The organism is Nonomuraea bangladeshensis, from assembly GCF_039529455.1.
GTDB lineage: Bacteria > Actinomycetota > Actinomycetes > Streptosporangiales > Streptosporangiaceae > Nonomuraea > Nonomuraea bangladeshensis.
Window position 1 is genome coordinate 68,690 of the sequence record NZ_BAAAMV010000022.1, and the last position, 14,582, is coordinate 83,271.

General features: G+C 71.2%; 5 protein-coding genes. 1 reads left to right on the forward strand and 4 read right to left on the reverse strand.

The features are described 5' to 3' along the window. Positions 1-15: 15 nt before the first annotated feature. The 4 genes from ABD292_RS46595 to ABD292_RS46610 form a co-directional block, all read right to left on the reverse strand. Positions 16-6,042 carry a PKD domain-containing protein gene (locus ABD292_RS46595; RefSeq protein WP_344219480.1) on the reverse strand — a complete coding sequence of 2,009 codons (6,027 nt, stop codon included), beginning with the start codon at positions 6,040-6,042 and terminating at the stop codon, positions 16-18. A gap of 209 nt (positions 6,043-6,251) precedes the next feature. Beyond that, positions 6,252-7,142 (reverse strand): tetratricopeptide repeat protein, encoded by an 891-nt coding sequence (locus ABD292_RS46600; RefSeq protein ID WP_344219482.1) that lies wholly within the window; start codon positions 7,140-7,142, stop codon positions 6,252-6,254. Continuing rightward, entirely contained in the window at positions 7,135-8,460 is a 1,326-nt protein-coding gene (locus ABD292_RS46605; RefSeq protein ID WP_344219484.1) for an MFS transporter, read from the reverse strand. The genes ABD292_RS46600 and ABD292_RS46605 overlap by 8 nt, the downstream gene beginning before the upstream one ends. Before the next feature lie 91 nt (positions 8,461-8,551). Further along, complete coding sequence (locus ABD292_RS46610) at positions 8,552-8,719, reverse strand: hypothetical protein (protein ID WP_344219486.1); 168 nt, start codon at positions 8,717-8,719, stop codon at positions 8,552-8,554. A gap of 440 nt (positions 8,720-9,159) precedes the next feature. On the opposite strand from ABD292_RS46610, the gene ABD292_RS46615 reads away from it, so the two are divergent. After that, the gene (locus ABD292_RS46615; RefSeq protein ID WP_344219488.1) at positions 9,160-14,550 is read left to right on the forward strand and encodes a type I polyketide synthase; all 5,391 of its coding nucleotides are present in this window, start codon (positions 9,160-9,162) and stop codon (positions 14,548-14,550) included. Positions 14,551-14,582 lie beyond the last annotated feature (32 nt).

A 14,582-nucleotide genomic window follows, 5' to 3' on the forward strand; every position in this document is an offset into this window, starting at 1 on the left:
GCCGGCCCTCACCGCTCAGCGAGCGCCCTTGGCCTGCACGAGCACGTAGACCTTCTTGCTGGTGGCGGCTCCGTCGTCGTCGGTGACCGTCACCGTGACCGGGTGACGCCCGGGCTTGGTGAAGGTGTGCGTCCGCGTGGTGCCGCCCTCGCCCTCGCGCTCGGCCAGAGCGCCGGCGACCTTCCGGCCGTCGACGGTCCAGACGGCCGTGTGGGTGTCGGCGGTGCCCAGGTCGGTGAAGGACGCCTTCAGCGTGACCGGGGTGCCCGTCACGACCACGGTCTCGGCGGCCGGTTCCGCCAGCTTCACCACAGGCGCGGCGCCGGCGGCGGTCACCTTCAGCTGCGCGGTGCCGGTGGCGCCCGTATCGTCGGTGACCCTCACCGTGACCGTGCGCTCACCGTTGTCGGTGAACACGTGCTCCAGCTTCAGCTTCTCGCCCTCCACCGGCAGCGGCCGCGGTCCGGTGCCGTCGCCGTAGTCCACACTCGCCGTCCACGCCTTCGACCCGGGATCGGTCAGCGACCCGGTCGCCTGCCAAGTGCCGCCCTCGGTGACCTTGCCGGGCCCCGACAGCTTCACCTTGGGCGCCTGGTCCGGCGTCTCGCCGGCGACGACCGTGGCGGTGAACTTCGCCGCAGTCTGCAGGCCGCCGTTGTCGCGGACCGTCACGGTGACCGGGTAGGTCCCGGCCGTGGCCCACAGGTGCTCCAGACTGATCTGGCCGCCCTTGGGGGTCACCGCCACCGGGCCGGTGCCGTCGCCGTAGTCCACACTCGCCGTCCAGGCGTCCGAACCGGGATCGGAGAAGGTCACCGCCCGCTGGAGCTTCTCGTTCACCGTCAGCTTCACATCCCCGCCCGCGGTCGCCGCCGGGGCGATGTTGGCGGCCGGCGGGGCTTCGATGACGTAGTGGATGCCCTCCTCGCTGACGCCGTAGCCGCCCTTGTTGTCGGTCACGATCACGAGGGCCCGCCCCTCGGTCGGGGCCGTGAACGTCCCGGTCACGGTGACAGTGCCGCCACCACCACCGGCGTTCGGCGTCACCTTGACCTCGCTTCGGGGCTCCCAGTCACCCCACTCCGCGCCCCACCAGATCTCAGCGGTGTGGGTGTCGCCCGTGTCTCCGTCGGTGTAGGGCACCGTGAACGTGAACGGCTGACCCACCACCCCCGTCAACTCACCCGCCGGGGCCCCGACCACCGGATCGGCGTTGCTCTCGATCCCCCGACCGGCCAGAGTCATCACGTACGACGGGTGATCACCATCGGTGATGACGGCGAGCTTCCCACTCGCCGCCCCCAACTGCGTCGGGCTGAACGTCACCCACATCGTGCACGACTTCCCCGGCGCGAGCTTCTTGGGCGACACAGGGCAGTCGTTGGTCTGCCCGAACGGGCCATCGGTCGTGACCGCGGTGACCGGCATGTCGGCGGTGCCGTGGTTGGTCAGCTTCACCTCCAGCGGGAGGCTGGTGGCCCCTATCCGCACAGGATCATCGAAGGTGAGCTTGGTGCGGTTCAACGCGTGGCGGACCGTCGCGGTCGCCTCGGCCTTGTTGTTGCCCCTCGCGGGATCCGTCACCTCCATGGTGTACGCCGTCGCCGAGGTCTTGATCGCGACACCGTCGGCGACGTAGGAGGGGATGGTGGCGGTCACCGTGACGGTGGCGCTCCAGCCCGGCTCCAACACCTTCACCGTGTTGCGGAACCCGCTGCCGCTCTTGAACGGGGTGCACAGCCCCCGCGAGGTCTCACACACCGCCCCCTCGACCGGAGGGACGACCACATCCAGCTGGACGCCGGTCGCGGTGTCGGAGCCCTTGTTGGTCACGGTGCTCGTCCACGTGACGGTCGCACCCGGACCGAGCACGGCCGGCGAGACCTTGTGCGTGACCTCCAGGTCCGCCCGTGGAGTGGACGGAGTCAACAGGTAGGACCGATCCCCCTGCGAAGTCCCATCCTTGATGAACCCGCGGACCAGGATCTGGCCCGAGGAGTTGACGTCCGCGATCGAGGTCACGCCCATGCAGGGCATGACATTCCCGGCGCACTTCGGCAGGGGAAGCAGGTCGTCCAGGTGGTAACGCGCACCATCCACCCACACCGCCGGCCTCGCGGAGTCGTGCGCGCCGTGGTAGCCGACCACCACACCGTGATCGTTGACGGCGACCGCGCTGCCCTCACCCAGGTCGGTGCGCTGACCGTCCTTCCACGTATAGGCATGCTGGGTGTAATTACCGTCCGCCGTGCACGTGCCGTAGCCGACCAGCAGGCCGCCGGCGTTGACGTCCACGGCGGCGCCTTCGTCCGTCGTGCACTTGGGGATCTCCAGCAGCGTGCTCACACCGTTGGCGTGAACGGCCGGTTCACGATCGACGACGTTGCCACCGGGGTCCCGTTCCTTCACGACGGAACCGGCGACGACGCCCCGGTCGTTGACGGCACCGCCGAAGAAGCGCAGCGGCGTGTCGGGGATCCGCTCGAAGCCGCTCCGCTCCCAGATCCCGAAGTAGCCGTAGGTGATGTCGTGCCACCTGTCCACAGCGGTGAGCACCTGACCGTTGTCGTTCAGATCCTCTGCGAAGCTGTAGGTCGACGGCTCGTGCCCCGGATGCAGGTCGGTGACCGAACCGCCGCGGTAGACCACCGCATGCTCCCAGGACCCGTTGTTCTCCCACTTCTCGGCCCAGCCGGACACGTCGCCGGCCTCGTTGATGCCCGTGGCGCCCGAAGGACAGCGGGCCTTGCCCGAACCCTCACACGACAGGCCGCCCAGGTCGGTGAACACACCGGCCTCCCAGCGCACGGCCCGCCGGTCATCGCCACCAGAGGTTCCCACCGTGGCCGCGACCTGACCACGGTCGTTCAGCGCCACCGCCTCGGTCCGATCGGCGGTGTAGCCGGGCAGCGCGCCGATCTCGGTCACCTTGTAGGCGCCGAACCTGGCCTCCACGGTGTGCGGGCCGTCCATGGTGACCGTCAGCTCACCCGCGCCCCGCTCCTGACCGTCGATCACCCAGGCGATCGGGATGTACCCCTCCTCAGGGGTCGCGGTCACCTTCACCTTCGTCCCGACCGGGTAGGTGTCCTGCGCCGGCGACGCCGACACCGAACCACCCGGCCCGGCCGACAACTTCAGCGCGAACTCGCGGGTGTCCGGCTTGGCCACCGTCACCGGCACCAGCGTGGACCGCTCGCCCTTACCGGTCCCGGCCACGACCGTGACCGGATACGAGCCGTCGGCCAGTTCCTCGGTGACACCGCCGTACTTGCCGTCGTCGGCGGCCTCGTCCCCGCTGTTCCCGTCGTCCTTCAGCGGCACCTCCTTCCGGGTGCCGTCCCCCAGGGTCAAGACAGCCCGCACCGCGACCCCGGCCACCGGCTGGCCGCCGTCGGTCACGGCCGCCTTCACCGCGACCTTGCCGTCCTGCGACGCCTCGGCCGTGGCCGTCACCTTCACCGGGTTGTCCACGATCCAGGCACCCAGCTCGGCCTTGACCGGCTCGGCACCCGTGTTGGTGATCTCCAGCTTCCACGCCCCCGCCTGCGGCGCATCGACGCTCAGCCCCTGGACGACCTCCATGGCCTCCTCGCTGCCCGCCGCGTACTGCGCGGCCACCTTGCCCGACGGGTCCCGCAGCGCCAGCCCCACCGTCTCCGGCAGCGTTCCGACGACGCCGAACTCGGTGCCCGCCGGCACCTCCACCGGCACGCTCGCCGTCTTGCCCGGCTCCACCGTGGCCTCGAGCGAGGCGAAGATCGAGCTCTCACCACCGGCGGTGGCTTCGGCCTTCTCCTCACCGGCAGCGGCAGCCGCCCCACGCAGCCCGGGCAGGTCATCGGACAGCAACGACACGAGCCGCGGCCTGACGTAGTCGTTGAAGGCCTCCTGCGAGCCGGTCATGCTCGTGTGGGCGATCTCCATGGTCGGCGTGTCCTCGACCCCGTGTCGGGCACTCCACGCCGGCACGATCCTGTCACCGTCGTTGCGCACATCGGCATCGGGCTCGGGGACCTTGTCCCCGCCGAACCTCCACCCGCACGCGAGCGGCTTGCCCGTGCCCACCAGGTTGGAGAACAGCACACCCTTCAGATTCGTGGTCTTCGGGTTGAACTCATGCTGCATGTACTCCATGGTGTTCTCCCACGTCGCGGGATACCAAGGAATGCGCTCGTTCGCCTTCTGCATGAACTGGACCAGCTTGTCGGCACAAGGACTTCCCGCGTTCGGGGCGCCCATCGCGATCAGGCGGCGCACCACCGGCTTGCCGTCCTCGACCGGCTTCATCTCCCGGGCGATGTACTCACGGCTGATCGTCGTGCCCATCGAATGAGCGATCAGGTTCACATGGTGCGCACCCTCGGCGGTGCGTACCTCGTCGATCGTCTGGCCCAGCATCGCGGCGTTCAACGGCAGAGGATAGGTCGCCAGGTTCGGAAGGGCCTTGATGCCGGTGCTGAGAGTGCCGGCCGCCTTGCCCGTCAAGAGCGGATGCGCGGACTTCAGGAACGCCGAGTACTTGCTCCAGGTGAGGGCGCTGCTGTTCCAGCCGTGCACCATCACCACAGGCAGCGGCCGGATGACGATCGGCTTGGTCGCCTTGCTCTCATCCTCGATGTTCTTGAGGACCCGGGTGGTCACCGAGCGGTTCGAAGACGGCTGACCATCATGCCAGGCCAGACCCGTGGTATCCCAGGACACCCGCTTGGTGACCGTGTCCTTCGGTGGGATGGTCACCTCGAACCGGCCGTCACGCACCACCTTCCCGGTGCCGTCCTCGACCACCTCCAGCGTCCGGCGCACCGGAATGTCGTTGGGGTTGTGGAGCGTGACCGTGGCACGGACCAGGTTGCCCTCGACCGTCCCCCGCTCCGGCACCGGAACCCAGTTGTTGGAGGGGTAGACCACGGTGTCGAGTTCCAGCGATTCGATCCGGACCTTCTGGGATCCCAGGTCGAGCAGGAAGGCGTGGTCCACGTCCGATCCCGCGGGCCGGCCGATGCCGACGATCTGGCCGACATCGTTGATGCCGGTGGCATCCTTCAGGGTCCAGTCCGAACCCGGCGGCAGCAGGGTGTTCAGATCGGTTCCCACGCCGCCCTGGTACAGAGCGGCGTGGGCGGAGTAGCTGCCGCTGTCCTCCCTGATGTTGATCATCCCGACGCCGACGCCGGCCTCGTTGATCGCCTCTACCTGGCCGCCGTACGCATCCGGAATGTCCTGCTTGTGGGACCCTCCGTTCTTGTCCCACATGATGGGAATGTCCCACGGCTTCTCGTCCACGTAGCCGGCGGCCTCACCCTTGTCGTTGACGGCGAGGGCCCGGGTCTTGTAGGCGCCGGGAACCTCGAGCTCGTCCCGGTCGAGATCGAGAGGCTCGCCGGGCCTGCTCCGGAAGGCACGCAGAAGGGTGGGCGCACCGGGGTCCATGTCGGCCCAGCCGACGACGGACCCGGAGTTGTTCAGCGCCGAAGCCTCCACGTACTGACCCTTGAACGCTTCGAGCTTGAGTTCGGAGCCGTCGGGATCGCGTACATGATCGCCCGCGACCTGACCGCGGTCGTTGATGGCGACCGCCCATTTGCCCAGGGGAGTGATCTTGCCGGCTTTGACGAGATACACCTTCTGTCCGACGTCGTCTTTGTAGCCGTACGTGGTGACGACCACCGAGCCGTCGTCGCTGACCTCCCAGGGAGTGCTCACGTCCTTACTGGGGTCGAGGCCGAGGAGCGCATGAAGATCCGTCACAGATCCGGCGGAAGACAGCCTGGCCTGAGGACGACCGTTGTCCCAATGGGGGTCCCCGACCGCCCAGGTGATGTCACCCTTGTTGTTGACGTCGGTGACGGTACCGCCCGTGCCCACGAGGGAGCCGAGATCCGTGATCTTGGCCGGAGGGTCGGCGGACGCGGCCGCAGTGGCCGGGGACGGTGTGGGTGCGGCGCTCGCGGGCGCGGGCACGGCGAGGGTGCTGAGCATCGCGGCCAGCGCGGGAATCGCCGCCCGCCTCGCGAGGGCGCGGCTGAGTAACCACGTCAAGGAAGATTCTCCAGAGCAGGGCCGCGCACCAGGCGCGGCCGGGGGGACGTAGAGGCGAGGGCCCGCCTTTGGTGGTTCCGCAGACTGCCGGCGCTGCGTGTCGCGGTGCCGGATCCGCGGGACAGCGATCAGGGTGTCCCATCGCCCTTGTGGCTCGTTTGGCCTCCTTGTCAAAGTTCATCCCGGCTTGACCCCGGGACCGTCGGCGGTCAGCTTGGCGGTGCGTCGTCGGCGACCGTTCCGCCTTCCAGTGACCGCGTACAGGACTCGAGATTGCGCAGGCACGCCAGCCGGACCGGCTGCTCCCGCTCCACCTCGTGGTGGAGCAGGGCGACCGCCCGCCGGAGGATCGACGCGGCCGCCCGCGGCCTGCCCCGCTTCCAGACGGTCATGGCGAGGTTGTTCAGTGCCACCGCCAGTTCGGGGTGAGACCGGCCCAGCAGCGTCTCCTTGATCATGAGGACCCTGCGGTACGCCGACTCGGCCGCGTCCAGCTCTCCCCTCGCGTACTGGATGGCGGCGAGGTTGTTCAGGGCGGACGCGACCTCGTAGTGATCGGCCCCGAGTTCCCTCTCGAAGACGGCGAGGGCGTCGCGCAACAGGCGCTCGGCCTCCTCGTCCCGGCCGAGCTCGTGCAGGATCGCGGCGAGCGCCGCCTTGTCGGCGGCGACCTGCGGGTGGTCGGGGCGGCATGCCCGCTGCCGTATCTCCAGCGCCCGGCGGGCGAAGGGCTCGCCCCGCGCGTGCGTCCCGCGCGCGTGGTTCAGCCCGCCGAGGTTGTGGTTGATGTCGGCGACGAAGGGGTGCGCCACGTCGAGGTGCGCCTCGACGATCCCGAGCGCGCGCCGGTACGACCGCTCGGACTCGTCGAATCGTCCGATGTACTTGTAGAGCACGCCCAGGCTGTTGCAGACGCGCCCGACGTCCAGGGAGTCAGGGCCGAAGGCCTCCTCGGCGAAGGTCAGCGCGTTCCTGAGCGTCGTCTCGGCATCGCGGTAGCGGCCGCTTCGCCGGAGCGACTCCCCGAGCCCGGTCAGCAGGAGCAGGCGGGCGTCCGGCCCGGCCGGCTCCGTCGCGCCGTGCCGGGGGCCGTCATCCATCACGCGTCCCCTCTCCCCGTCCCACCTGGACGGCGGAGCCGGCCGGGGTCGCGGCGACAAGGTTCGCCGCGGCGGGCAGGAGGCGTTCGAGCCGGAACGCCTGCAACGCGACGAGGCCGAGCACCAGGACCATGCAGGCGAACAGAGCCGGTCCGTGACCGGCGCCGAGCACGGTCCCCGCCACCGCGGGTCCGATGACGACCCCGGCCGTCCCCGCGAGGCTGTAGGCCCCGTTGTACCGGCCGCGCGTCGCGTCCGAAGCCAGGTCGTTGACGATCGCCGGGAGGGTCGGGGACAGAAGCGTCTCCCCGACGGCGAACACGAACATCGCGACGGCGAAGCCGGCCGGCGCGGACGATCCGGCCGTTCCCGTCGCGGCCCACAGCACGATCAGCCACGCGGCGGCCATCAGCGCGGCGGAGAGCGCGAACCCCCGGGTGCGGCGTCTGCCGTCCATGAGGCGGAGGACGACGAGCTGCGCGAGGATGACCGTGACCGTGTTCACCACGAGGGTGAGTTGCAGCCCGGCCGCGTCGAGCCCGCCGGTCCGGGTGGCGAATATCGGGTACGCGCTGTAGAGCTGTGCGTACCCGAAGGCGAACACCCCCACCACCGACAACCAGATGGGCAGCAGGACCCGGTCGGTGAGTATCTCCCGGTATCCACGGGCTGCCCGGGGCTCCGGCGGGACTCGCCGGTCGCCGGCGGCGACCGGCGACGCCTGCCGGTGTCCGCGCGTCGCCAGGGAGATCACCACAGCGAGGACGAGGAACGTGACCGCGTCCAGAAGATAGATGGTGACGAAGCTCTGGGCCGAGGAGAAAGTCACCGTGAACGCGGCCAGCAGCCCCCCGGCGCCGAGCCCGACGTTGAGGGAGGCGTGCCGGACCGCGAACACCTGCGAGCGCCGGTCGGTGGGAACCGACGTGCCGACAAGCGCCTGGAAGGACGGCTCGGTGATCGCGGCGCCGAGCCCGTACAGGCCGGCCGCGAGGAATCCCTGCCAGGCCGACCTGACACCGATCATCGCCGCCGTGCCGGCTGCCGCGAGGACGAGACCGGTCACGGCGGGCCACCGCGCTCCGAAGCGATCCGTCAGCAGGCCGCCGACGGGATTTCCGATGAGTCCCATGGCCGCGACCGTCGAGAGGATCGGCCCGGCCGTGCCGAGCTCGATCCCGCGCACCTGATTCAGATAGATGAGGAAGAAGGGGAGGGTCAGCCCGGTGCCGAGCGCGGAGACGGCGTCGCCGCCGAGGATGAGCCACGCCCGCCGGGGAAGTTGTGGAATCAGGCCGCGCACCGGCACCGATCGCATCTGTCGTTCTCGCCTTCTCCTGGGTCCGAGGCGGGCGGGAGGCGTTCGCGCCGGAGCGCCGGCCCGCCCGCCTCGGACTGCTACATGCGGGTCAGGCGAGGACGGTCTCGTTGTGGTTGAGGCTCAGGCCAGGAGTGTCCGTCACGACGGTCTCGTTGTGATTCATGATCAGGCCGGGCGTTGCGTCGTCCTGGGGGCGGTCCTCCCGCAGGACGGTCTCGTTGTGGTTGAGGCTCAGTCCCGGCTCGATGAAGGGCATCGTCACTCTCCTTGTGAAACGGCTCGGCCCGGAGTGCCGAGCCGATCGGTTGAGACCCCGTCAGGCTGAGCCGCCGCGCTCACGATCCGCTTGTCGTCCTTGGGCGTCCTGGGATTCGTTTGCCGACGGCGCCGGGCGGGCTGGGCCTCCGGACTCGCCGCGCAGCAGCACCGTGACGTACCTGTGACCAGGTGCGCCCGGCCGCTGTTCAAGGTCATCTGCTTGTCCGCAAGTGCCCCAAGCCGTTTCCCTGTGCCGGCGGGCATCGTGGTCCGTGCCCGGAGGACCGCTCCAGGGGAGAGACCTCCGTCGGCGCATTGCTCGGCGGCACGACAGGCTCGCCTCGCCCCCACCCCGTGCTCTCCATGACCGCGCCGCCTTCCGGTGTGCGCCCGTGGACTCCTCAGCTTTCCGTCACCAGCAACAAAGGGGCCTCCAGGATGACTTCGATCGGCGAAGCTCAGCCCGTTTCCGAACCGATCGCCGTGATCGGCATGGCCTGCCGGCTGCCCGGCGCCCGTTCCCCGCAGGAGCTGTGGGAACTGCTCCGCCGCGGGGAGAACATGATCACCGAGGTCCCCCCGGACCGCTTCCCCGTCGAGGAGGTCTACCACCCGGTTCCCGGCACCTCGGGGAAGCTGTCGTCCCGCTACGGCGGGTTCGTCACCGGCGTCGACCAGTTCGACGCGGAGTTCTTCGGCATCTCGCCGCGGGAGGCCGCGGCCATGGATCCGCAGCACCGCATGATGATGGAGGTGGCCTGGGAGGCGTTCGAGGACGCCGGCCTCACGCTCGACCAGATGCCCGGCCTGACCGGGGCGGTCTTCACCGGCGTCATCACCAGCGACTACTGGGACCGGCAGTCGGGTGTTCCCGACAAGCTGGACGTCCACACGGTCACGGGCAGCACCCGCGGCGGCAACGCCGGTCGCATCTCCTACGCCCTGAACCTGTCGGGCATGAGCGTGGCCCTCGACGCGGCCTGCTCCTCCTCACTGGTGGCCATCCAGCTCGCCGTGCAGTCACTGCGTGCCGGATCATGCGACCTGGCCTTCGCCGGCGGGGTCAACCTCATCCTCACCCCCGACCACGCGATCGGGTTCTCGCAGGGGTCGATGATGGCGCCGGACGGCCAGTGCAAGACCTTCGACGCCCGCGCCGACGGCTACGTCCGCAGCGAGGGGGCGGGAGTCGTCGTGCTGAAGACCCTCACGCGGGCGCTGGCCGACGGCGATCGGATCCATGCCCTGGTGCGTGGCGGCGCCGCCAGCAACGACGGCCACGGGGAGAGCTTCATGGCCCCCCAGATCGCCGGGCAGTCGGCCGGGCTGAAGGCGGCCTACCGCGACGCGGGGGTGGACCCGCTGAGCGTCGCGTACGTGGAGGCGCACGGGACCGGCACCAGCGCCGGCGACCCGGTGGAGATCACCGCTCTGGACGCGGTCCTCGGCCGGGGCCGGCCGGCCGATCGGCCGCTCCTGGTCGGCTCGGTCAAGACCAACCTCGGCCACACCGAGGGCGCGGCCGGCGTGACCGGTTTGATCAAGAGCGTGCTGTGCGTCAAGCACGGCTGGCTCCCGGCCAGCCTCAACTTCACCACCCCCAATCCCGCGATCGATTGGGACCGCCTGCGGGTGCGGGTCTGCGACACGGGCCGGCCGTGGCCGGAGGGGTCCGGCCCTCGGCGGGCCGGGGTCAGCAGCTTCGGCATCACCGGCACCAACGCCCACATCGTCGTGGAGGAGCCGCCGGCCACACCTCAGGCGCCCGCCGAAGGCGACGACCGGCCGGTCCTGCTGCCGCTGTCCGCACGCCATCCGAGGGCGCTGGCCGCCCTGGCCGGACGCTACCGCGACCTGCTGCGTACCGGCTCCGCGTCGCTGGAGCAGGTCGCCGCCGCGGCCGGCGTACGGCGCACCCACCACGACTTCCGGTGCGCGGTGGTCGCGGGCACCCGGGAGGAGGCCGCCGCCAGGCTGGACGCCTTCGCCGCGGACGGCCCCTCGGACGGGACGTACAGCGGCGAGACCGAGACCGGCCGGACGGCGGAGCGGCGCCGGACCGCCTGGGTGTTCCCCGGGCAGGGGGCGCAGTGGGCCGGCATGGGCCGTGACCTGCTCGACAGTGAACCGGTCTTCGCCGAGACGATCGCCTCGTGCGAGCGCGCCATGCGGTCGTACGTCGACTGGTCACTGACCGACGAGCTCACCGCGGCTCCGCAGACCTCCCGGCTGACGAGGGCGGACGTGGCCCAGCCGGTCATCTTCGCGGTGCAGGTGGCGCTCGCCCGCCTGTGGCGCTCCTGGGGCTTCGAACCCGACGCGGTGATCGGGCACTCGATGGGCGAGGTGGCCGCCGCGCACGTGGCCGGGATCCTCGACCTCGACGACGCCGCCCGGATCATCTGCGGCCGCAGCGGGCTCGCCCGCTCCATCGCCGGGGGGCATGGCGCGATGGCCGCCGTCGAGTTGCCGTACGAGCGCGCCCGGGAGCGGGTGGCCGGGTACGGCGGCAGGGTGGTCGTGGGGGTGAGCAACAGCCCCACCTCGTGCGTGCTCGCCGGCGAGCCGCGGGAGATCGACGCCATCCTGCGCGACCTGGACGCCGAGGGCGTGTTCGGCAGGCGGGTGCAGGTGGACTTCGCCTCGCACAGCCCGCAGATGGATCCGCTGCGCGAGCCCCTCCTTGAGCTTCTCGCCCCCCTGCGCCCCCGAGAGGGCGACATCCCGCTGTGCTCCACGGTCACCGGCCGCTTCCTGCCGGGAGGGGACATGGACGCCGCCTACTGGGTCGACAACCTGCGCGAGCCGGTGCTGTTCGCCGACGCCGTCCAGCAGCTGGCCGAGGCGGGGTTCGACACCTTCGTCGAGTTCAGCCCTCATCCCCTGCTGGCCAGGGCGGTCCGGCAGAACCTGCACCACACCGGCCGGGACGGGATCGTGGTCACCGCCCTCACCCGTGACACGCCCGGCCGTACTTCCCTGCTGGAGGCCGCGGCCGAGCTGTACGTCGCCGGCCGCAAGGTGGACTTCGCCCTGATGCAGCCCTACGGCCCGCACCACGTCGCCCTGCCGGGCTACCCGTGGCAGCACCGGCGCCACTGGAGACACGCCGACCCGGCACGGGCCGCACGTGGGCCCGCCGGCCCGGACCGCACCGGCCACCCGATCACCGGCACGCCGCTGCGGCTGGCGCCCGACGACCACCTGCTGTGGGACCTCGAACTCGACCTCGATCGGCTGCCCTACCTGAACGACCACCGCGTGCACGGGATGCCGATGCTGTCCGGCACGACCTACCACGAGCTCGCTCTCGCGTCGGGCCGGGACGCCTGTCCCGACCAGCCCTTCCAGGTGGAGGACCTGCTCATGGAACGCGCGCTGTTCCTGACCGCCGGCACTCCCCGCCGCCTGCAGGCCCGCCTGGACGCGGCGGCCGAGGACGGGAGCCGCCGCTGGGCGTGCTTCGCCGCCGAACCCGGCTCCTCCCCCGGCGCGCCCGCGCAGTGGATCCGGCTCGCCGCCGCGCTGCTGCGCCCGTGCCCGCCTGACCCGCGGGACGGCGTGGCCGGCGTCCCCGATCTCACCGGTCACTCCGAGCCGGTCGACGTGGCCGCGCACTACGCGGCCCAGCATGATCGTGGCATCGAACAGACCGGGCCGTTCGCGGGCGTGGCCGCCCTCCGCCGGGCCGATGGAGCCGTCGCCGCCGAGCTCACCGTGCACGACGACATCGCGGGCGACCTGGAACGCTACGTCTTCCATCCGGCGTTGCTGGACTCGGCCCTCCAGCCGGTGATGACCCTGCTCGGCGACACCGGCGCCGCGCGGGACACCTACCTGCCGGTGCGCACCGCGCGCTGCCGCGTGCACGCCCGGCCGGAGGCGGGCCGCCGCCTGTGGTCGCGTGCCGTGCGGACGTCCGCGCCGCTCGACGACGACCTGGTCGAGTTCGACGTCCTGATCGGTGACGAGACCGGCCGGCCGCTCGCGACCGTCGAGGGCTTCCGGCTCAGGAGGCTGGTCACGGATCCGCCCGAGGTCGCCGAGCAGAAGGCGCGGCGGCTGCTGCACGGGGTGGAGTGGACGGAGCTGGAACCGCTCACCGGCCCGGCGGCGGAGCGGGCGAACTGGCTGGTCGTGGCCGACGGCTCCGCCCTCGGGGCCCGGCTGCGCGCCACTCTCGCCGCACGCGGGGATCACACCGTCCTGGTGCAGCCGGGCGACGGCTACCGGCGACTCGGCCCCGACCACTACCAGCTGGATCCCGCGTCGGAAGCCGACTGGAAGAGGCTCGTCGAGCAGCGGGAGCTCGACGGCCTCTGGCCGCCGAAGGCGTTCGTGCACCTGGCCGCCGCGGACGCCCCCGGCTGGGGAACGGGCTCCCTGGAGAGCTCTTTCGACGTGCTGTGCCTGGTCAGGGCCATGACCACCTTCGGCCTGCAGCCCGCTTCCCGCCTCTGGCTGGTCACCACCGCCGCGCAGGCCCCGAACGGGACCGGCGACGTCGACCCCGGGCAGACGGCCGTATGGGGCCTCGGCCGCGTGGTTCCCTACGAGCACCCCGAGCTGCGCTGCTCGATGGTCGACCTCTCCTCGGACCCGGGCCCCGACGAGCTTCGCGCCCTGCACGCCGAGATCAGCGCCGACGGGGCGGAGACCGAGATCGCCCTGCGGGGCGGCCGCAGGTACGCCGCGCGGCTCCGGCACCGGCCGCTGCCCGCCGCGCGTCAGGTCCCCGTCCGCTCCGACGCGACCTACCTCGTCGCCGGCGGGTTCGGCGGCGTCGGTCTGCTCACCGCCGAATGGCTCGTCCGGCACGGCGCCCGCCACCTCGTACTCGTGGGCCGGACCGGCGCGCCGGCCGAGGCCGCCGATCGGATCGCCGCGATGACCGACCACGGCGTGCGCGTCCACCTCGCCGCGACCGACATCACCTCCCGGGCTCGGCTGGCCGGCCTGCTCGACGAGATCGGCCGGACCATGCCGCCTCTGCGCGGAGTCGTCAACTCCGCCGTCGTCCTCGACGACGGAACGCTCGCGCAACTCGACCGCACCCGCTTCTTCACCCCGATGCCGCCCAAGGTGGACGGGTCGTGGAACCTGCACGAGCTCACCCGCGACCTGCCCCTCGACTTCTTCCTCCTCTATTCCTCCGCGGCCTCCCTGATCGGTTCGCCGGGCCAGGGCAACTACTCGGCCGCCAACGCCTACCTCGACGGGCTGGCATGGCATCGGCGGGCGAACAACCTGCCCGCTCTCAGCGTCAACTGGGGGCAGTGGAGCGGCACGGGACAGGTCGCCAAGGCCGGCAAGGACCTCCGCCTGGATCAGCGCGGTTTCGCCGGGTTCGATCCCGCGGACGCCCTGACGGCCCTCGAGCGCCTGCTCGCGGACCCGCCCGCCCAGGCGGGCGTCATGTCCTTCGACCCCGTCATGTGGACGCACTACTTCCCCGCCCTGCGCTCCTCCTCTCTCTTCAGCGAACTCGTGGCGGACTCCACACCGGACGCCGCCGACGCATCCCGGCTGACCCGCGGCATGCTCGCCGAGCACGACGCCGGAGCCGCGGCACGCCTCGTCACGGCCTATCTCTGCGCCCAGATCGCGGACATCGTCCAGCTTCCCCGGGAGCAGGTCGGCCCGGCGCAGCGCCTGCACCGGCTGGGCCTCGACTCCCTGATGGCGGTCCAGTTGCGCAACCGGGTCACGCTCGACCTCGACGTCACCCTGCCGACCGCGGTGTTCCTGCAGGGCCGCTCGATCGGCGACCTCGCGGCGGTGGTCCTCGACCACCTCGGGTCCTTCCCGGCCCGGCCAGAGCACCCCTGAACCGGCCGGAGGAAGCCGGGCGCCGGGTCGGC